The following is an 18,092-nucleotide window of genomic DNA, read 5'->3' on the forward strand; positions in this document are numbered from 1 at the left end:
TCCTTCAGAAAATCTCGAACAGTCCGGCCGCGCCCTGCCCGCCGCCGATACACATGGTCACGACACCGTAGCGCGCGCCGCGCCGGTGGCCTTCGCGCAGAAGGTGCCCGGCCATTCGTGCCCCGGTCATGCCGAAGGGATGGCCGATGGCGATCGAGCCGCCATTCACGTTGTAGCGCTCGGGATCGATACTCAAGCGGTCGCGGCAGTAGAGCGCCTGGCTGGCGAACGCCTCGTTGAGTTCCCAGAGGTCGATGTCATCGACCGACAGGCCCGCGCGTTCCAGCAGGCGCGGCACCGCAAAGACCGGTCCGATGCCCATTTCGTCCGGTTCGCATCCAGCGACCGCGTAACCGCGAAACGCGCCCATCGGCGAAAGCCCCTGGCGTGCCGCCTCGTCGGCGTTCATCAGAACCAGCGCCGCCGCCCCGTCCGACAGTTGCGAGGCGTTGCCGGCGGTGATGAAATGATCCTCGCCGCGCACCGGGTCCAGCTTCGCCAACCCCTCCAGCGTCGTGCCCGGCCGATTGCATTCGTCCCGGTCGAGCGTGATCGTGCGTTCGGTGGTTTCACCCGTTGCCTTGTCGGTCACGTTCATCACCGTCTCTATCGGCACGATCTCGTCCTTGAAGAGACCCGCCTCCTGCGCCGCCGCGATACGTTGCTGCGACCGCAATGCATAGGCGTCCTGCGCCGCGCGCGTCACGCCGTAGCGCGCGGCGACGATATCGGCGGTTTCGATCATCGCCATGTAGAGGTCGGGCTTGTTTTCCTCGATCCACGCCTCGCGCGAATGACGCGGCGGCGGCAGGTTCAGGCTGATGCTTTCGACACCGCCAACCAGCACCGCCTTGGCGCCTTCGGCAGTGATCATGTGCGCGCCCTGCGCCAGGGCCTGCAGGCCGCTGGCGCAGAATCGGTTGACGGTGGTGCCTGCCACCGAAACCGGCAGGCCGGCACGGATCGCCGCCTGCCGGCCCAGGTTGCCGCCGGTGACATGCTCGGGGTAGCCGGTGCCCCAGATGCTATCTTCGATCATCGCCGGGTCGACCCCGGCGCGCTGCACCGCCGCAGCGGCGACATGCCCGGCCATCGTCACGCCATGGGTGCGATTGAACGCGCCGCGTCCGGCTTTTCCGATGCCGGTGCGGGCGGTGGATACAATGACGGCTTCGGGCATGGGGGCCTCCGGTGGGATCGGGCAAGACGTTGCGCGGTAAAGGGCGCGGGTGGCTGGATCCGGGCCGTCGGGATTGCCCTGCCCGCGCGACTTCCGGTCGCCAGCGGCCCGTTCACCTGTCCCCCACCCTCTTTCGGAAAACAGGTTAGTGTCCTCTGTTGCGGACAGTCAACCGACAATCCGGGACCTGCGCGCCCCCGCGCCTGCGGCTCCCGGACTGTTCGCGCCAGCGACCCCTATCGGACCTTGTAACAGTCTCGGAAGACTCGCGATTGATCTGCAAGCGATCCGAGACCAATTCGCGTCCACCTTGCATCTGCGCATGCACGAAGCGCTTGAGCAGACGCAATGCACATAATTTGGACGTCTCGTGGAAGGATTGCTGCTTCCAAGGCGCCTTCCTGCATATTTTTATTGCGTGGGGCGTTCCCCCGTGCGATGAGCCATTACCCAATTGGTTCGTTTTGGCCCACATGATGACACCCGCCAACGACAATTCCTCTCTGGCGCTCGAACGGTTGCGCACGCTTCTTGCGGAGATGCCGCAGAACGGCGAAGCCCGCCTGCCCACCGAACGCGCGCTGGCCGAGACGCTGGGCATCTCGCGCAGGTCCGTGCGCCGCGCGATCGAGGTGCTGGAAGCGGAGGGCCAGGTCTGGCGGCGGCAGGGGTCCGGCACCTATGCCGGGCCGCGGCCTGGCGCGCTGGACGCGCCCCCGCCGCAGGCGATCAATCCCATCGAGGTGATGGAGGTGCGCCTGCGCATCGAGCCGCAGATCGCGCAGCTGGCCGCGTTGCGCGCCCGGCCCGAGGCGATCGAACGGATCTCGGCCCTCGTCGACCGACTGGACACGACCGGCGACGGCGACGAGCGCGAGCTTTGGGACAGCGCCCTGCACCGCGAGATCGCCCGCGCCTGCGACAATCGCATGTTCCTGATGATCTTCGACGCCATCGACCGTGCCCGCCACGACGACCAGTGGCGCGCCCTTCGCGCCCGCGCGCGCAGCACCGCGAATTTCGCGATCTACCAGCGGCAGCACCGGGCGATCCGCGACGCCCTGGCCGGGCGCGACCCCGTCGCCGCGGGCGAGGCGATGCGCGCGCATATCCTGACGCTGAACGACAATCTGCATCGCCAGACCTCGCTGGAGGCCCTGCCGAATGTCGGATGAAGCCGTCCTGCGCGTCGAGGACCTGTCGATCCGTTTTGCCGGGCAGCCGATCGACCTGATCGATGGCGTCTCCTTCGCGATCCAGCCGGGGCGCACGCTTTGCGTGGTGGGGGAGTCGGGCTGCGGCAAGTCGGTGACCTCGCTTGCGGTGATGGGTCTCTTGCCGAAACGGGTGGCGCGCGTCACCGCCAGCAACCTGCGCTTTCGCGGCCAGGACCTGCTGACGATGTCGACCGACGCGATGAGCGATCTTCGCGGCAACCGCATGGCGATGATCTTTCAGGAGCCGATGACCAGCCTGAACCCGGTCTTCACCGTCGGCGACCAGGTGGCCGAGGCGGTGCGCCGGCACAAGCGGTGCAGCCCCCGCGAAGCGCGTGACCGCGCGCTGGAGATGTTTCGCAAGGTGCGCATGCCGGCGGCCGAAAAGCGGCTGGACGACTATCCGCACCAGTTGTCGGGCGGCATGCGGCAGCGGGTGATGATCGCCATGGCGCTGGCCAACGATCCCGAACTTCTGATCGCGGACGAGCCGACGACCGCGCTCGACGTGACCATCCAGGCGCAGATCCTGGACCTGATGCGCGAGTTGCAGGAAGAGACCGGTGCTGCGCTTCTGATGATCACGCACGACCTGGGCGTCGTCGCCGAAATCGCCGACGAGGTCGCGGTGATGTATGCCGGCCGCGTCGTCGAAAGCGGCCCCGTGGCGCGCATCTTCAACGACCCGCAGCATCCCTACACGTTGGGCTTGATGGGATCGATGCCGGCGATCTCGGGCCGGCAGGGACGCCTGATCACGATTCCCGGATCCGTGCCCGTGCCCGAATCCATGCCGCCCGGCTGTCGGTTCGCCAGCCGCTGCCCCTTTGCCAGCGTCGAGTGTGACGCGGGCCGGCCGCCGCTGCTCCCGGATACGGGGGGCGGGGCCAATGCCTGCATCAAGGCGCCACTGGAGCAACATATCCGGGGCGCCGCATGAGCGAGTTCATCCTCGAAACCCGCGATCTGCACCGACGCTTCCACATGGGCGGCGGGCTTTTGCAGAAGCAGTCCACGATCCACGCGGTCAACGGCGTCTGGCTGCAGGTCCGGCGCGGCGAGACCTTCGCCATCGTCGGCGAATCCGGCTGCGGCAAGTCCACGCTGGCGCGGCTTCTGCTGCGGCTGATCGAACCGTCCGAGGGTCAGGTCCACTACGATGGGCGCGACCTGACCGCCCTTCCCGCCGCCGACATGCGCAAGCTGCGCGCCGAGTTGCAGTTCATTTTCCAGGATCCCTTCTCGTCGCTCAACCCGCGCATGACGGTCGAACGCATCGTGGGCGAGCCATTGTCGGTACACACGACCCTGTCGGGCGCCGAGCGCCGCGCCAGGGTGGCCGAACTGCTGACCCGCGTCGGCCTTCGCCCCGAACATGCCGACCGCTACCCGCACGAATTCTCGGGCGGACAGCGCCAGCGGATCTGCATTGCCCGCGCCCTGGCCTGCGGCCCCAAGCTGCTGATCGGGGACGAACCGGTCTCGGCGCTGGATGTCTCGGTCCAGGCGCAGATCGTGAACCTGCTGGAGGATCTGAAGGACGAGTTCGGGCTGACGCTGATCGTCATCGCGCACGATCTGGCGGTGATCCGGCACATGTCCGACCGGATCGCGGTCATGTATCTGGGCGAAATCGTCGAGCTTGCCCCGACCGAAACACTCTTCTCGGCCCCCCGCCACCCCTACACGCAGGCCCTGCTGCAGGCGATTCCGGTGCCCGCCCCCGGCGCGCGCGGCGCGCGCACGGCGCTTGGCGGGGACATCCCGTCGCCGGCCAATCCGCCCCCGGGCTGCAAGTTCCACACCCGCTGCCCACACGCGACCGAGCTTTGCGCGCGCGAGCGTCCCGTCCTGTCGGAGTCCGCGCCGGAACAACAGGTTGCCTGTCATCACTGGCGGACGATCCCTGCCCCCGACGCCACGGCGCTGCACATCGAGACCCGCAGCGCAGCCGCCGAACGCCGCTTCGCGCTCTTTCGTGCGGCGAGTGCCGAAAAGACCATCCACCCCAACAAGGAGAAGGCAAATGACCACGCGTAAACTCTTCGCGACGCTTCTGGCGTCCGCGGCGATGGCCGGTTCGGCCTACGCCGCCGACCTGCGCATCGGCCTGCAGGAAGACCCCGACGTGCTGGACCCGGATCAGGCGCGCACCTTCGTCGGCCGGATCGTGTTCGAATCGCTCTGCGACAAGCTGATCAACATCTCGCCCGACCAGCAGTTCATCCCCGAACTGGCGACCGAATGGTCCTGGTCCGACGACGGGCTGACGCTCACCATGCAGCTGCGCGACGACGCCGTATTCCACGACGGGACGCCCCTCAACGCCGAAGCGGTGGTCGCCAACATCGACCGCTCGAAAAACCTGCCCGAGAGCCGCCGCAGGTCCGAACTGACCTCGGTCGAGAGTGTCGAGGCAACCGGCGAGTTCGAGGTGACCTTCACCCTCGCCAACCCCGACGCGACGCTGCTCGCGCAGCTTTCGGACCGGTCGGGCATGATGCTGTCGCCCGCCGCCGCCGACGCCCAGGGGCTGGGTCTTGCGACGAATCCGGTCTGCTCGGGCCCCTACCGCTTTGTGGAGCGGATCGACCAGGATCGCATCGTGCTGGAGAAGTTCGCCGAGCACTACAATGCCGACGACTATCACATCGACCGCGTGATCTACCTGCCGATTCCGGACACGACCGTGCGTCTGGCCAACCTGCGCTCGGGCGATCTGCACATGCTGGAGCGGCTCGCGCCCTCGGATGCGGCGGGCGTGCAGTCCGATGGATCGCTGCAATTCGTCTCGGCGGTCAGCCAGGGCTATCAGGGCGTCACGGTGAACGTGAACAACGGCGAACGGGCCAACAATCCGTTCGGTCAGGACGCCCGCGTGCGCAAGGCCTTCTCGCTGGCGCTGGACCGCGAGGCGATCAACCAGGTCGTCTTCGAAGGCGTCTACGCGCCCGGCAACCAGCATGTCCCCCCGACCTCGCCCTGGTACGATGATAGCCACCCGGTCGAGGGCCGCGACATCGCGGCCGCGCGCGCGCTGATGGAGGATGCCGGCGTCGACCGCATGCCGCTCGAAATCCAGGCCGCGAACAACCCGGTGCAACTGCAGCTGATGCAGGTCATCCAGTCGATGGTCGCCGAAGCCGGTTTCGACGTGTCGATCCGCGCGACCGAATTCGCCTCGATGCTGCAGGCGCAGACCGCCGGCGACTACGAGGGAAGCCAGGTCGGCTGGTCGGGCCGCACCGACCCCGATGGCAACCTGCACGCCTTCGTCACCTGTGAGGGGGGCCTGAACGACAGCCGCTTCTGCAGCGAAGAGGTCGATCGCCTGCTCAACGCCGCGCGCGAGGTCAACGACATGGACGAGCGCCGCGCGATCTACGCGGAAGCGCAGGCGATCCTGATGGAGGAGATGCCGATCATCTACCTCTATCACCAGACCTGGCTCTGGGCGCTGCGCAACAACGTGACCGGCTTCGAAGGGTATCCCGACGGGATGATCCGCCTGGCCGGCGTGCGCGTCGAGTAACCGACACGTGGGCGCCCGCGACGGGCGCCCACCCCTCCACCCCGGGGTTTCGCGATGCTCTCCTACATCCTGCGGCGCATCCTGATCGCGATCCCGACACTCTTGCTGGTGTCGGTCTTCGTCTTCATGCTGCAAAAGCTTTTGCCCGGCGACCCGGCGCTGGTCATGGCCGGCGAAGAACGCGACCCCGAGGTGCTGGCCTATCTGCGCGAACAGTACCGGCTGAACGATCCGCTGATCGTGCAGTATTTCCACTGGCTCTGGAACGTGCTGCAGGGCGACCTGGGGATGAGCCTGCGCACGCAGCATCCGGTGACGAAACTGATCGCGGACAAGCTGCCGGTGACCATCCAGCTTGCCGTCATGGCAATGTTCTTCGCCTTCCTCGTAGGCATTCCCGCCGGCATCATCTCGGCGGTGCGCAAGGGAACGCTGATCGACTACATCGCGAACTTCATCGCCCTCTCTGGCCTGTCGATCCCGAACTTCTGGCTCGGCATCCTCCTGATCCTGCTGGTGTCGGTCAATCTGGGCTGGCTTCCCGCCTCGGGTTACGAGCCCTTCTGGCGCGATCCGGTCAGGTCCCTCGAGACGATGATCATGCCGGCTTTCGTCCTCGGCACGGCGCTGGCGGCGACGCTGATGCGGCACACCCGCTCGGCCATGCTGGGGGTTCTGCAGTCGGACTATGTGCGCACCGCCCGCGCCAAGGGCCTGCGCGAAAAGGTCGTGATCCTGAAACATTCATTCCGCAATGCCGTCCTGCCCATCGTCACGCTTTCGGCGCTGCTATTCGGCGAGCTTCTGGCCGGCGCCGTGTTGACCGAGCAGATCTTCACCATCCCGGGCTTCGGCAAGCTGATCGTGGATGCCGTCTTCAACCGCGACTACGCCGTCGTGCAGGGCGTCGTGCTGTGCGTCGCGGTGGGCTTCATCCTGATGAACCTCATCGCCGATGTCCTCTACGTCCTGCTCAACCCGCGCATGAGGCAGACGCTATGAGCGCCACATCCGCCATCGCCCTTCCCACACGCAGCCGCAGCCGCGCCTGGAAGAAGCTGCGCGCCAACCGCGCGGCACTTGTCGGCGCGGTCGTCGTGATCACCTTCGTCCTGCTTGCGGTTCTGGCGCCGATCTTGCCCATCGCCGATCCGGCTACGACCGACTGGGGCAAGATCCGCCTCGCCCCCTCGGCCGAGCATTGGCTCGGCACAGACGAGATCGGGCGCGACCTCTTTTCGCGCATGGTCTGGGGCGCGCGCGCCTCGCTTCTGGCCGGCGTCGTCTCGGTCCTGATCGCGGTGGTGATCGGCGTGCCCTTCGGGCTGGTCGCGGGCTATTTCGGCGGCTGGACCGACAGCATCATCGCGCGCGCGACCGACGCGCTGCTGGCCATGCCCTTCCTGATCCTGGCGATCGCGCTGGCCGCGTTCCTGGGTCCCAGCCTGACCAACGCGATGATCGCCATCGGCCTGTCCGCCGTGCCGATCTTCATTCGCCTCACCCGCGGGCAGGTGCTCTCGGTCAAGACCGAGGATTACGTCGAGGGCGCGCGCGCCATAGGCCTCGGCAACCTCGCGATCATGGCGGTCTACATCCTGCCCAACGTGATCCCACCGATCCTGGTGCAGGCGACGCTGACCGTCGCCACGGCGATCATCGCCGAGGCGTCGCTCTCCTTCCTCGGCCTCGGTCAGCAGCCGCCCTCGCCCAGTTGGGGGTCGATGCTGAACACCGCCAAGAACTTCCTCAGCCAGGCGCCGTGGATGGCGATCTGGCCGGGGGCGGCGATTTTTCTGGTCGTGATGGGCTTCAACCTGATGGGCGACGGGCTGCGCGACGCGCTCGACCCGCGCGAACACTGATCATTTCTCCGGAGGAACCGCATGTCGTCTTTCACCACCCGGCCCGAAGTGCTTGGCCGTTTCGGGGTCGTCACCTCGACCCACTGGATCGCCTCGGCCGTCGGCATGGGCATTCTGGAAAAGGGCGGCAACGCCTTCGACGCCGCCGTGGCGACGGGTCTGGTCCTGCAGGTGCTGGAGCCGCATCTGAACGGTCCGGGCGGGGACATGCCGGCGATCCTCTACTCGAAAAAGAAGAACAAGGTCGAGGTGATCTGCGCCCAGGGTCCCGCCCCGGCCGGCGCCACCATCGACCATTACCGAAGCGAGGGGCTGACCGTCATCCCGGGCGACGGGCTGCTGGCGACCGTCATTCCCGGCGCCTGGGACGGCTGGATGCTGATGCTGCGCGACTACGGCCGCCTGCCCCTGCGCAACGTCCTCGAACCCGCGATCTTCTACGCCGAACACGGCCATCCCATGCTGCCCCGCGTCGCGAACACCATTGCGGGGCTCGGCGACTTCTTCCGCAAGGAATGGCCAAGCTCGTTCGAGACATGGTTGCCCGGCGGCACCGCCCCCGCGCCGCATTCGAACTTTCGCAACCCGGCGCTGGCGGCAACCTGGACCCGCATCCTGGCCGAGGCCGAGGCGAAATCGGACCGCGACGACCAGATCGAAGCCGCGCGCGACGCCTTCTACCGCGGCTTCGTCGCCGAGAAGATCGCCGCCTTCCTCGACACCGCCGAGGTTCTGGACGCGTCGGGCGAACGGCACAAGGGCGTGCTGACGGCCGACGACATGGCCGGATACCACGCCGGGATCGAAGCACCGCTGACCCATGACTACCACGGCTGGACCGTCGCCAAATGCGGACCCTGGACGCAGGGGCCGGTCTTCCTGCAGGCCCTGGCGCTGCTGAAGGGGCTGGATCTGGGCGCGATGGACCCGTTGGGCGCGGAGTTCGTGCATACCGTGACCGAGGCCAAGAAGCTCGCCTTCGCCGACCGCGAGGTCTATTACGGGGACCCCGCGTTCAGCGAAGTGCCGCTCGAGGCGCTGCTTTCGGACGACTACAACGCCGCCCGCCGCGCGCTGATCACCGACCGCGCCAGCCTGGACCTGAACCCCGGCACCGTACCGGGGTACGAGGATCTGCGCGCACGCACCCTGAAGATGCTCGAAGCGCTCAGCCCCACCGATCAGGCGGTCTACGAGCCGACGATGGCGCACCTGACCGAAAAGAAGGGTGACACGGTCCATATCGACGTGATCGACGCCGAGGGCAACATGGTCTCCATCACGCCCTCGGGCGGATGGCTGCAATCCTCGCCGGTGGTGCCGGGACTGGGATTCGCGCTCAACACCCGCGCGCAGATGTTCTGGCTGGAAGAAGGCCTGCCGACCTCGCTCGCGCCCGGAAAGCGGCCGCGCACGACGCTGACGCCGTCGCTCGCGCTGAAGGATGGGCAGCCGCAGATGGTCTTCGGAACCCCCGGCGGCGATCAGCAGGATCAGTGGCAACTGGTCTTCTTCCTGCGCTACGTCCATTCGAAGCTGAACCTGCAGGAGGTGATCGACCAGCCGCTCTTTCACACGACGCATTTTCCGGCCTCGTTCTACCCCCGGGCCCGCGAACCCGGCGGCCTGATGATCGAGCGCAACATCGGCTCTGGCGTGCTGAACGATCTGCGCGCCCGCGGCCATCGCGTGACCGAAGCGCCGAACTGGTCGGTCGGACGGCTGACCGCCGCCCGGCGCGACCCCGACGGGCTGCTGCGCGCGGCGGCGACGCCGCGGCTGATGCAGGCCTACGCGGTGGGGCGTTGAGATGACCTGGTCGATCACCGCCCGCGACTCCGCGACCGGCCGCCTGGGCATCGCTGTCGCCAGCCGCTTCTTCGCCGTCGGCGCGGTGGTGCCGCATATCCGCGGAGGGCTGGGCGCCATCGCCACGCAGGCCTTCATCAGCCCGATGTGGGGCACCGAGGGGCTTCGCATGCTGGCCGAGGGGCTCGCCCCGCAGGAGGTCATCGACCGCCTGGTCGCGGCGGACGCCGGGCACCCGAACCGACAGCTGCACCTGATCGACGCGCAGGGAAGTGCCGCCGCCTTCACCGGCGCCGATTGCATCGACTGGTGCGGGCACCTGGTGGCGGACAGCGTGTCGGTCGCCGGCAACATGCTGGAAGGGCCGCAGGTGCTGGAGGCGACGCTGGCCAGCTATCGCGCCGGCAGGGACCTTCAGTTCGCCGAAAGGCTGCTGACGGCGATGCAGGCCGGAGAGGATGCCGGCGGCGACAAGCGGGGCCGCCAGTCCGCGGCGCTGGCGATTTATCGCGATCAGGATTACGCTTGGCTCGATATCCGTGCCGACGACGACAGCGATCCCCTTGCCGAGTTGCGCCGGCTCCATGCCGTCGCACAGGAGCGTTTCCTGCACGTCGCGGAAACGATGCCGACGCGCGCGAATCCCGATGGCATGATCGACCGCCGACCGATCGACGCCCGCATCGCGGCGCTGGAGGCGGAGCGTGCAGCGAAGGGGATCGCGTCCGCCTCGCGCATGGTGAACAAGTGACCGAGCGTCCGCATGCGGACAATTCATCAAGATACTGATTTCGTTTACACTAATTCGTGATCGCAACTTTCTGGAAAAGGTTTTGCGCAGGGCGGCACGACCCTTGACGGCAGGGGATTGGGCGAACCGCGGGGTAAGCCGCGCGCGGGCACGAACCTTTCATTGCGGTTAATTTTTGAATTTTGCGCATCCTTTTCAATGTCTTGCCAGGCTGCTCACGCGTGAGCAGTGCTGCCCGCCAGCCTCCGGGGCGCGGGTCTGGAGCCGGCAGGCAGAACCGGCGCGCGTGCCTCAGCCCGGCCGCGCGACCGGCGCGCCGTTGACCCAGACCGCCCGCACCGCGCGGTCGTCGCCCATCATGATCGTCGGAAACAGCGCCTCCCAGAAGCTTTCGGCGCGCGCCGCCCGCTGCGCGATCGCCGGGGTCGAGGCGAGGTCGATCACCACCAGGTCCGCCTCCATCCCCACAGCGAGGTTGCCGATCCGGTCCCCCAGCCCCAACGCCGCGGCCGAGCCCGCCGTCGCCAGCCACCAGAGCGCGGCCGGATGCAGCGCGGTCCCGCCGAGTTGCGCCACCTCGTAGGCCGCGGCCATCGTGCGCAGCATCGAGAAGGACGAGCCGCCGCCGATATCGGTGGCCAGCCCGATGCGCTGCCCCTCGGCCTTCAGGCCGGCCATGTCGAAAAGCCCCGAGCCGATGAAGGTGTTCGACGTCGGGCAATGGATCAGCGCCGCGCCGGCCTCCAGCAGCCGCGCACGCTCGCGCGGCTCCAAATGGATGCAGTGGCCGAAGACCGCGCCCCGCCCCAGCAGGCCGAAGCTTTCATAGACGTCCAGATAGTCGCGCGCCGCGGGGAACAGGCGGCGCACCCAGGCGATCTCGTCGGTCTGCTCGCTCAGATGCGTCTGCATCAGGCAGTCCGGATGCGCCGCCCAGAGCGCGCCGAGCGCTTCCAGTTGCTCAGGACTGGAGGTGGGCGCGAAGCGCGGGGTGATGACATACGAAAGACGATCCACCCCGTGCCAGCGGGCGATCAGCGCGGCGCTGTCGTCATGGGCCGACTGCGCGGTGTCGCGCAGCCCCTCGGGCGCGTTGCGGTCCATGCAGGTCTTGCCGGCCAGCGCGCGCATCCCGCGTGCCTGCGCGGCGGCGAAGAAGGCGTCAACGCTTGCCGGGTGAATGGTGGTATAGCTGCACATCGTCGTCGTGCCATGCGCCAGCATCAGGTCGAGGCAGCTCTCGGCCGTGGCGCGGGCGAAGGCGGGGTCGTTGAGCCGCATTTCCTCGGGGAAGGTATAGGTGTTCAGCCAGTCGATCAGCCGCTTGCCCCAGGAGGCGATGATCGCGGTCTGCGGATAGTGGACATGCGCATCGATGAAGCCGGCGGAAATCAGCGCTTGCCCGTAGTCGTGCACGCGCGCCTGCGGATGGGCGCGCACCAGATCCTCCGCGGCGCCAAGGGCGCGAATCCGCCCACTGTCGAGCAGTAGGCCGCCGCGGGTTTCGTGGCGGGCCGCGCTGACGCCGGCGATCTGGGGATCGGCCGCGAAGGACAGCGTCTGGCCGATCAGGATGTCGGGCATGGGCAACTCTTGGGTGGAGGGACAACAGAGCGGCTTTATCGCGCAGCCGTTTGCGCATAACAACCATCGGAGAGAGAGCGCCCGCCGAAACACCAGAGCCGAAGGGGAGGCCGATGACCGAGGACCGACGCCAGGACGACGCCGAGCCCGCCACCGCCGCCGATCCGACCGAAGCCGAGGCGGGCGACGCGCCCGAACTGGATGCGGCGCGGCTGGGCCGTGTGCTGGACGCAATCGACGCGGGCGATGGCGAAACGCTTGCCGCGGAACTGGAGCCGCTGCACGGCGCCGACATTGCCGACCTGATCGAACAGATCAGCGGCCAGCAACGGCGCGGGCTGCTGGCCCTCTATTCGGCGCATATCGACGGCGAGATCCTGTCGGAGCTGGACGAATCGATCCGCGAAGAGGTGATCGAGGCGCTGCCGCGCGACGTGCTGGCCGACGCGGTGCGCGAGCTTGATTCGGACGATGTCGTCGATCTGCTGGAGGATCTGGAGGACAGCGACCAGGCCTTCATCCTGCAATCGCTGGAAAGCGACGACCGGGCCGCCGTCGAAAGCGCCATGTCCTGGCCGGAATATTCCGCCGGCCGGCTGATGCAGTCGGAAACGGTGACCGTGCCGCAGGACTGGACGGTCGGGCAGACTATCGACCATCTGCGCGCGATCGAATGGCTGCCCAGCCAGTTCTATCACGTCATCCTGGTCGACGCGCGCCACCGGCCGGTCGGGCATGTGACGCTGGGGCGGGTGCTGTCGTCGCGGCGCGACACGCCCTTGACCGACATCACCGAAGAGGAATTCCGCACCGTCGAGGCGACCGAGGAGGAGGCCGAGGTCGCCTACATGTTCAACAAGTACCACCTGATCTCGACCCCCGTGGTCGATCCGGGCGGGCGTCTGGTCGGCGTCATTACCATCGACGACGCGATGAACGTGCTGGACGAGGAGCACGAGGAGGACATCCTGCGTCTGGCCGGGGTGCACGAGGAAAGCTCGCTCAGCGACCGGGTCCTCGACACGGTGAAGGCACGGTTCATCTGGCTGTTCATCAACCTGCTGACGGCGATCCTGGCCTCGGTGGTCATCGCGCAGTTCTCCGAGTCGATCGATGCGATGGTGGCGCTGGCGGTGCTCATGCCGATCGTGGCGTCGATGGGCGGAAACGCCGGCACGCAGACCATGACGGTCGCGGTGCGGGCGATCGCGACGCGCGAATTGACCGGGCAGAACCGACGCCGGGTCATCTGGCGCGAAGTCATGACCGGGGCGATCAACGGCCTGGCGTTCGGCACGCTGATGGCGGGGGTCGCGGCGTTCTGGTTCGGGATTCCGATGCTTGCGCTGGTAATCGCGCTGGCCATGGTGGCGACGCTGGCGGCGGCGGCGCTGGCGGGGATCGTCCTGCCGGTGGTTCTGGACCGGTTGAACATCGACCCCGCGCTTGCCTCCGGTCCGTTCGTGACCACGGTGACAGATGTCGTCGGCTTCTTCGCCTTCCTCGGGCTTGCGACGATCATGCTGCTGTGACCGAAACCGACGCGATCGCGCAGGCGAAGGCCGCGGCCCGCAAGGCGGCCTTTGCCGCGCGCCGGGCGGCGCAGGGGGCGGGACTGGACGCCGGGGCGCAGGGGCATCTGGCGGCGGCGCTGGCCGCGCAGGCCGCAGCGCCGCTGGCGGGCTACATGCCGATCCGGACCGAGGTCGACCCGCTTCCGGTGATGGCGGCGCATCGGGGGCCGGTGGGGGTGCCGGTGATCCTCGGGCCGGGGCAGGGGCTGGTCTTCCACCGCTGGGCGCCGGACACGCCGATGATCGACGGCCCCTTCGGCGCGCGCATCCCCGCGACGGCCGAGGTGATGGTGCCGCAGGTCCTGATCGTGCCGCTGGTCGGCTTTGATGCGCGCGGCTATCGGCTAGGCTATGGCGGGGGATTCTACGACCGGACGCTGGCCGCGCTGCGCGCCGCCGGGCCGGTGCTGGCGATCGGCTTCGCCTATGCCGCGCAGGAACTGCCGGAGGTGCCGATCGACGCCTTCGACCAGCGGCTCGACCTGATCGTGACCGAGACGGGCGTGCGGCACTTCACGACCTGAGCCCGCAACGCGGCTTTCGGGCAGATGCGCGGCAGTGTCCAAATTTGGACACTTTCGCAACGCGCTGGTAAAGCAGGAAAATCTGACGCCGTTAACCGCAATGAAACTTCTGGACAAGGCCGCGAAGTTGCACGCTCGCGCCAGCCATCGGGCGGGCGCGAGGCGCGGCGATCAGGGGTTCGAGGCGGCCAGCGACAACCGCGTGCCGCTGGGCGGCTGCGCGCCGTTGGCGTCCATGAATTCGAAGACCAGCGGGCGGATGTTCTCGCGCCAGCTGCGGCCGGCGAAGATGCCGTAGTGGCCCGCGCCGGGTTCCAGATGCTGCGCCTTCTTGTCGTCGGGCAGCCCGGTCAGCAACTCCAGCGCCGCCAGACACTGGCCGGGCGCGGAAATGTCGTCCTTCGCGCCTTCGACGATCTTCACCGCGACCCGGTTGATCTTGCCGATATCGGCCAGTCGACCGTTGACGGTAAAGGCGTTTCGCGCGATTTCGCGGTCCTTGAAGATGCGTTCGACCGTCGAGAGGTAGAATTCGGCGGTCATGTCCATCACCGACAGATACTCGTCGTAGAATCGGTTGTGCTTGTCGCGTTCGCTGTCTTCGCCGCGCGCGCCGGCGGTGATCTTGTCGGCGAAGGCCTCGGCGTGGCGGTCGAGGTTCATCGAGATGAACCCGGCAAGCTGCAGGAGCCCGGGATAGACCAACCGGCCCACCCCTCGATACTTGAAGCCGACGCGCTGGATGGCGAGGTGCTCGAGTTGGCCCATCGTCACGCGACGGCCGAAATCGGTCACCTCGGTCGGCGCGGCATCGGGATCGACCGGCCCGCCGATCAGCGTCAGGGTGCGCGGCTGGGCCTCGGGGTCGTCCTCGGCCAGGATCGCGGTCGCGGCGAGCGCCAGCGGCACCGGCTGACATACCGCGACGACATGCGTGTCCGGACCCATGTGCTTCATGAAATCGACGAGGTACTGGGTGTAATCCTCGATATCGAACTTGCCGGCGGAAACGGGGATGTCGCGGGCGTTGTGCCAGTCGGTGACCCAGAGTTCCGCATCCGGCAGGAGGCTGGCCACGGTCGAGCGCAGGAGCGTCGCGTAATGGCCGGACATCGGCGCCACCAGCAGGATGCGGCGCGGCTTCTCGGGGCGGTTGTGGACGTTGAAGCGGACCAGATCCCCGAAGTCGCGCGAAAGCTCCACCGAGGTCTCGACGAGGTGGTCGCGCCCATCTTCGGCGACGACGGTGCGGATGCCCCAGTCCGGCTTGATCGTCATCCGGGAAAACGCGCGCTCGGTCACCCGGCCCCAAGCCGACATGACCTTGAACATCGGATGCGGCACAAGACCCCAGATCGGGTATGACGCGAAAGCGCGCGCCGAGGCGCCCATCCACTCGTTGGTGTTGCGCGCCGCTTCCATCAGGTCGTAGCTGGCCATCTGCCTCATGCATGTCTCCTGCTTATGGTGCGGCTCGGCTCAGTCGTTTCTTTGCAACTGGAGGCGATCCGTTTTATGCTGCAGTGCAGGAAGATAGGGGGGGAATGAGGTCATGGCAACGTCAGGAGACGACGAATCCAAGAATTTGGACAAACTTAACACGAACATCGCGCGAATCGAGGCGCTGACACAACGCCTGATCACCGCCTTTGCGCGCAAGCAGCCCCAGCGCAGCGAGCTGCAGGGGCCCGACCCGGCGCTCTACATGCGGGCCGCGACGGCCTACTGGAGCGAGATGATCAACAACCCGTCGAAAGTTCTCGAGCATCAGGTCGGCTACTGGGGCAAGACGCTGAAGCATTTCGTCGAGGCGCAGGAAGTCCTGCGCAAGGGGCAGCTGGCCCCGCCCGAGGACCACACCCCCGACGATCGCCGCTTCAGCAATCCGCTGTGGAAATCGCATCCCTGGTTCAATTTCGTCAAGCAGCAATACTTGATGTCCTCGCAGGCGATGGAGGCGGCGATCGCCAACCTCGACACGCTGGATGCGAGCGAGAAGAAGCGTCTGGAGTTTTTCGGCCGGCAGATGATCGACATGCTGGCGCCGACGAATTTCCTGGCCACCAACCCCGATGCGCTGGAACGCGCGGTGGCGACCGATGGCGAAAGTCTGGTCAAGGGGATGGAGAACCTGGTCCGCGACCTGGAATCGAACGACGGCGAGTTGCTGGTGACGCTTTCGGACAAGGAAGCCTTCAAGGTCGGCGGCAACATCGCGACGACCGAGGGCGCGGTGGTCTTCCGCAACCGAATGTTCGAGCTGATCCAGTACAAGCCGACCACCGAGAAGGTCTACGAGACGCCGCTGCTGATCTTTCCGCCGTGGATCAACAAGTTCTACATCATGGACCTGAAGGCGCAGAACAGCCTGATCAAGTGGATCGTCGATCAGGGCTACACGCTGTTCGTGGTCAGCTGGGTCAACCCCGATGCCAGCTACCGCGACGTCGGCATGGACACCTATGTCGAGGAGGGTTTCCTGACCGCCATCGAGAAGGTCAAGGAGATCTGCGACGTCAAGACGATCAACACGATCGGCTACTGCATCGCCGGGACCACGCTGAGCCTGACGCTGGCGCTGATGAACAAGCGGCGCAACCGAGCGGTGAAGTCGGCGACCTTCTTCACCACGCTGACCGATTTTTCCGATCAGGGCGAGGTGGGTGTGTTCCTGTCGGACGATTTCATCGACGGTCTGGAGGCCGAGGTCAGGGAGAAGGGCTTTCTGCATTTCTTCTACATGTCGCGCACGTTTTCCTACCTCCGCTCGAACGACCTGATCTACGGTCCGGCGATCCGCAGCTACATGCTGGGCGACGCGCCGCCGGCGTTCGACCTGCTCTACTGGAACGGCGACGGCACCAACCTGCCGGCGAAGATGGTGGTCGAGTATCTGCGCGATCTGTGCCAGCAGAACCGTTTCGCCGAGGAGGGCTACACCGTCTGCGGCGAGAAGGTCACGATCGAGGGGGTCAAGGTGCCGCTCTGCGCCGTGGCCTGCGAGACCGATCACATCGCCGCCTGGAAGTCGAGTTTCCGGGGCGTGGCGCAGATGGGGTCGAAGGACAAGACCTTCATCCTGTCGGAATCGGGCCATATCGCCGGGATCGTGAACCCGCCCAGCAAGAAGAAGTACGGCCACTACATCAGCGACGCGACGCTGGAGGACGCGGACGACTGGCGGGCGGGCGCCACCCATCACGAGGGCTCCTGGTGGCCGCGCTGGGAGGCGTGGCTGCGCGGTCGCTCGGGCAAGCAGATCGCGGCGCGGCCGTTGCCCGAGGAGGTTCTCGCCCCGGCGCCGGGCACCTATGTGACGGCTGACCCGAACGCCGAGGACGGCTGAGCGCGGGCATCGTCACGGCGCGGCCTGATGGTCGGAAAAATTTTGCTGCAGTGCAGAAAGAGGGGTTGATTTTCTGCGCTGCAGCATTCATATTCCGTTCAGTCGCACAAACCGGACGACCCGGAATGACCGCAAGGAGAAATACCATGGCTAAGAACGACATGAACAAGATGATGCAAGACATGATGGGTGCCTTCCCCGTCGACCCGAAAGCGATGCAGGACGCGTTCCGTACGCAGGCGCAGCTGGGCGAGCGGATGAGCAAGGTCTACCTGGAAGCCGCCGAGAAATCGGCCGAAGTGACCAGCAAATGGACCAAATCCACGCTGGCCAAGATGGGCGAAGTTTCGACCGTCAAGGAAGAGCCCGCCGAATACGCCAAGTCGGTCACCGACTTCGCCTCGGCCTCGGCCGAACTGGCCGCCGAGCACATGGCGACCTATGCCGAAATCGCCAAGCGCGTGCAGATGGAAACCGTCGAGCTGATGCTGGCCGCCGGCAAGGACATGTCCGCCGAAGCCACTGCCGCGATGCAGAAGGCCACGCATGACGTCACCGCCGCCGCCAAGAAGGCGACCGACGAAGTGACCGCCGCGGCCAAGAAAGCGGCGACCACCACCGCTGCTGCGAAGTAAACGGTACGGGCGCGTCAGCGCCCAGTTATGCGGATCGGCCTCCTCCCGGTCGGTCCCGTCAGAGCGGGTGTGCCC

Annotated in this window: 15 protein-coding genes; 12 read left to right on the forward strand and 3 right to left on the reverse strand. The window is 66.8% G+C overall.

The genetic code is table 11. The annotated features are described in order from the left end of the window. Positions 1 to 4 precede the first annotated feature (4 nt). Positions 5 to 1,180 carry an acetyl-CoA C-acyltransferase gene (locus tag IM708_RS05975; RefSeq protein WP_209425420.1) on the reverse strand — a complete coding sequence of 392 codons (1,176 nt, stop codon included), beginning with the start codon at positions 1,178 to 1,180 and terminating at the stop codon, positions 5 to 7. Positions 1,181 to 1,656: 476 nt separating this feature from the next. On the opposite strand from IM708_RS05975, the gene IM708_RS05980 reads away from it, so the two are divergent. The 8 genes from IM708_RS05980 to IM708_RS06015 are packed head-to-tail and all read left to right on the forward strand — an operon-like array spanning position 1,657 to position 10,354. Further along, positions 1,657 to 2,355, forward strand: coding sequence for an FCD domain-containing protein (locus IM708_RS05980; RefSeq protein ID WP_245243023.1), 699 nt, complete (start codon positions 1,657 to 1,659; stop codon positions 2,353 to 2,355). Further along, positions 2,345 to 3,337 (forward strand): ABC transporter ATP-binding protein, encoded by a 993-nt coding sequence (locus IM708_RS05985; protein WP_209425422.1) that lies wholly within the window; start codon positions 2,345 to 2,347, stop codon positions 3,335 to 3,337. Before IM708_RS05980 ends, IM708_RS05985 begins: the two co-directional genes overlap by 11 nt. Beyond that, a complete protein-coding gene (locus tag IM708_RS05990; RefSeq protein ID WP_209425423.1) occupies positions 3,334 to 4,437 on the forward strand; it encodes a dipeptide ABC transporter ATP-binding protein in 1,104 nt (367 codons plus the stop codon). The genes IM708_RS05985 and IM708_RS05990 overlap by 4 nt, the downstream gene beginning before the upstream one ends. Beyond that, on the forward strand, positions 4,424 to 5,929 hold the full coding sequence (locus IM708_RS05995) for an ABC transporter substrate-binding protein (RefSeq protein WP_209425424.1): 1,506 nt from the start codon (positions 4,424 to 4,426) through the stop codon (positions 5,927 to 5,929). Before IM708_RS05990 ends, IM708_RS05995 begins: the two co-directional genes overlap by 14 nt. Positions 5,930 to 5,983: 54 nt before the next feature. Continuing rightward, complete coding sequence (locus IM708_RS06000) at positions 5,984 to 6,931, forward strand: ABC transporter permease (protein WP_209425425.1); 948 nt, start codon at positions 5,984 to 5,986, stop codon at positions 6,929 to 6,931. Next, positions 6,928 to 7,794: an ABC transporter permease gene (locus tag IM708_RS06005; protein WP_209425426.1), complete on the forward strand. Its 867-nt coding sequence runs from the start codon at positions 6,928 to 6,930 to the stop codon at positions 7,792 to 7,794. The genes IM708_RS06000 and IM708_RS06005 overlap by 4 nt, the downstream gene beginning before the upstream one ends. 21 nt (positions 7,795 to 7,815) lie before the next feature. Further along, the gene (locus tag IM708_RS06010; protein ID WP_209425427.1) at positions 7,816 to 9,603 is read left to right on the forward strand and encodes a gamma-glutamyltransferase family protein; all 1,788 of its coding nucleotides are present in this window, start codon (positions 7,816 to 7,818) and stop codon (positions 9,601 to 9,603) included. A 1-nt stretch (position 9,604) separates the two neighbouring features. After that, positions 9,605 to 10,354, forward strand: coding sequence for a DUF1028 domain-containing protein (locus tag IM708_RS06015; protein WP_209425428.1), 750 nt, complete (start codon positions 9,605 to 9,607; stop codon positions 10,352 to 10,354). Between the two features lie 291 nt (positions 10,355 to 10,645). Here IM708_RS06015 and guaD read toward each other — a convergent pair whose 3' ends face one another. Continuing rightward, positions 10,646 to 11,938 carry a guanine deaminase gene (gene guaD, locus IM708_RS06020; RefSeq protein WP_209425429.1) on the reverse strand — a complete coding sequence of 431 codons (1,293 nt, stop codon included), beginning with the start codon at positions 11,936 to 11,938 and terminating at the stop codon, positions 10,646 to 10,648. Positions 11,939 to 12,051: 113 nt separating this feature from the next. Between guaD and mgtE the strand changes: the two genes are divergently transcribed. Beyond that, positions 12,052 to 13,470 (forward strand): magnesium transporter, encoded by a 1,419-nt coding sequence (gene mgtE / locus IM708_RS06025; protein ID WP_209425430.1) that lies wholly within the window; start codon positions 12,052 to 12,054, stop codon positions 13,468 to 13,470. Then, positions 13,467 to 14,036 (forward strand): 5-formyltetrahydrofolate cyclo-ligase, encoded by a 570-nt coding sequence (locus tag IM708_RS06030; RefSeq protein ID WP_209425431.1) that lies wholly within the window; start codon positions 13,467 to 13,469, stop codon positions 14,034 to 14,036. The genes mgtE and IM708_RS06030 overlap by 4 nt, the downstream gene beginning before the upstream one ends. A gap of 171 nt (positions 14,037 to 14,207) precedes the next feature. On the opposite strand, the gene phaZ is transcribed toward IM708_RS06030, so the two are convergent. Then, positions 14,208 to 15,485, reverse strand: coding sequence for a polyhydroxyalkanoate depolymerase (phaZ, locus tag IM708_RS06035; protein ID WP_209425432.1), 1,278 nt, complete (start codon positions 15,483 to 15,485; stop codon positions 14,208 to 14,210). Positions 15,486 to 15,588: 103 nt separating this feature from the next. On the opposite strand from phaZ, the gene phaC reads away from it, so the two are divergent. Both phaC and IM708_RS06045 read left to right on the forward strand, forming a co-directional pair. After that, the gene (gene phaC / locus IM708_RS06040) at positions 15,589 to 17,382 is read left to right on the forward strand and encodes a class I poly(R)-hydroxyalkanoic acid synthase (RefSeq protein WP_209425433.1); all 1,794 of its coding nucleotides are present in this window, start codon (positions 15,589 to 15,591) and stop codon (positions 17,380 to 17,382) included. A gap of 146 nt (positions 17,383 to 17,528) precedes the next feature. Next, entirely contained in the window at positions 17,529 to 18,017 is a 489-nt protein-coding gene (locus tag IM708_RS06045; protein WP_209425434.1) for a Phasin, read from the forward strand. Positions 18,018 to 18,092: the final 75 nt, after the last annotated feature.

Source organism: Pararhodobacter sp. SW119, from assembly GCF_017811755.1.
Taxonomy (GTDB): domain Bacteria; phylum Pseudomonadota; class Alphaproteobacteria; order Rhodobacterales; family Rhodobacteraceae; genus Pararhodobacter.

Coding starts and splice junctions, on each gene's coding strand:
- IM708_RS05975 (WP_209425420.1), bottom strand. CDS start 1,180: ATGCCCGAAGCCGTCATTGTATCCACCGCCCGCACCGGCATCGGAAAA.
- IM708_RS05980 (WP_245243023.1), top strand. CDS start 1,657: ATGACACCCGCCAACGACAATTCCTCTCTGGCGCTCGAACGGTTGCGC.
- IM708_RS05985 (WP_209425422.1), top strand. CDS start 2,345: ATGTCGGATGAAGCCGTCCTGCGCGTCGAGGACCTGTCGATCCGTTTT.
- IM708_RS05990 (WP_209425423.1), top strand. CDS start 3,334: ATGAGCGAGTTCATCCTCGAAACCCGCGATCTGCACCGACGCTTCCAC.
- IM708_RS05995 (WP_209425424.1), top strand. CDS start 4,424: ATGACCACGCGTAAACTCTTCGCGACGCTTCTGGCGTCCGCGGCGATG.
- IM708_RS06000 (WP_209425425.1), top strand. CDS start 5,984: ATGCTCTCCTACATCCTGCGGCGCATCCTGATCGCGATCCCGACACTC.
- IM708_RS06005 (WP_209425426.1), top strand. CDS start 6,928: ATGAGCGCCACATCCGCCATCGCCCTTCCCACACGCAGCCGCAGCCGC.
- IM708_RS06010 (WP_209425427.1), top strand. CDS start 7,816: ATGTCGTCTTTCACCACCCGGCCCGAAGTGCTTGGCCGTTTCGGGGTC.
- IM708_RS06015 (WP_209425428.1), top strand. CDS start 9,605: ATGACCTGGTCGATCACCGCCCGCGACTCCGCGACCGGCCGCCTGGGC.
- guaD (WP_209425429.1), bottom strand. CDS start 11,938: ATGCCCGACATCCTGATCGGCCAGACGCTGTCCTTCGCGGCCGATCCC.
- mgtE (WP_209425430.1), top strand. CDS start 12,052: ATGACCGAGGACCGACGCCAGGACGACGCCGAGCCCGCCACCGCCGCC.
- phaZ (WP_209425432.1), bottom strand. CDS start 15,485: ATGAGGCAGATGGCCAGCTACGACCTGATGGAAGCGGCGCGCAACACC.
- phaC (WP_209425433.1), top strand. CDS start 15,589: ATGGCAACGTCAGGAGACGACGAATCCAAGAATTTGGACAAACTTAAC.
- IM708_RS06045 (WP_209425434.1), top strand. CDS start 17,529: ATGGCTAAGAACGACATGAACAAGATGATGCAAGACATGATGGGTGCC.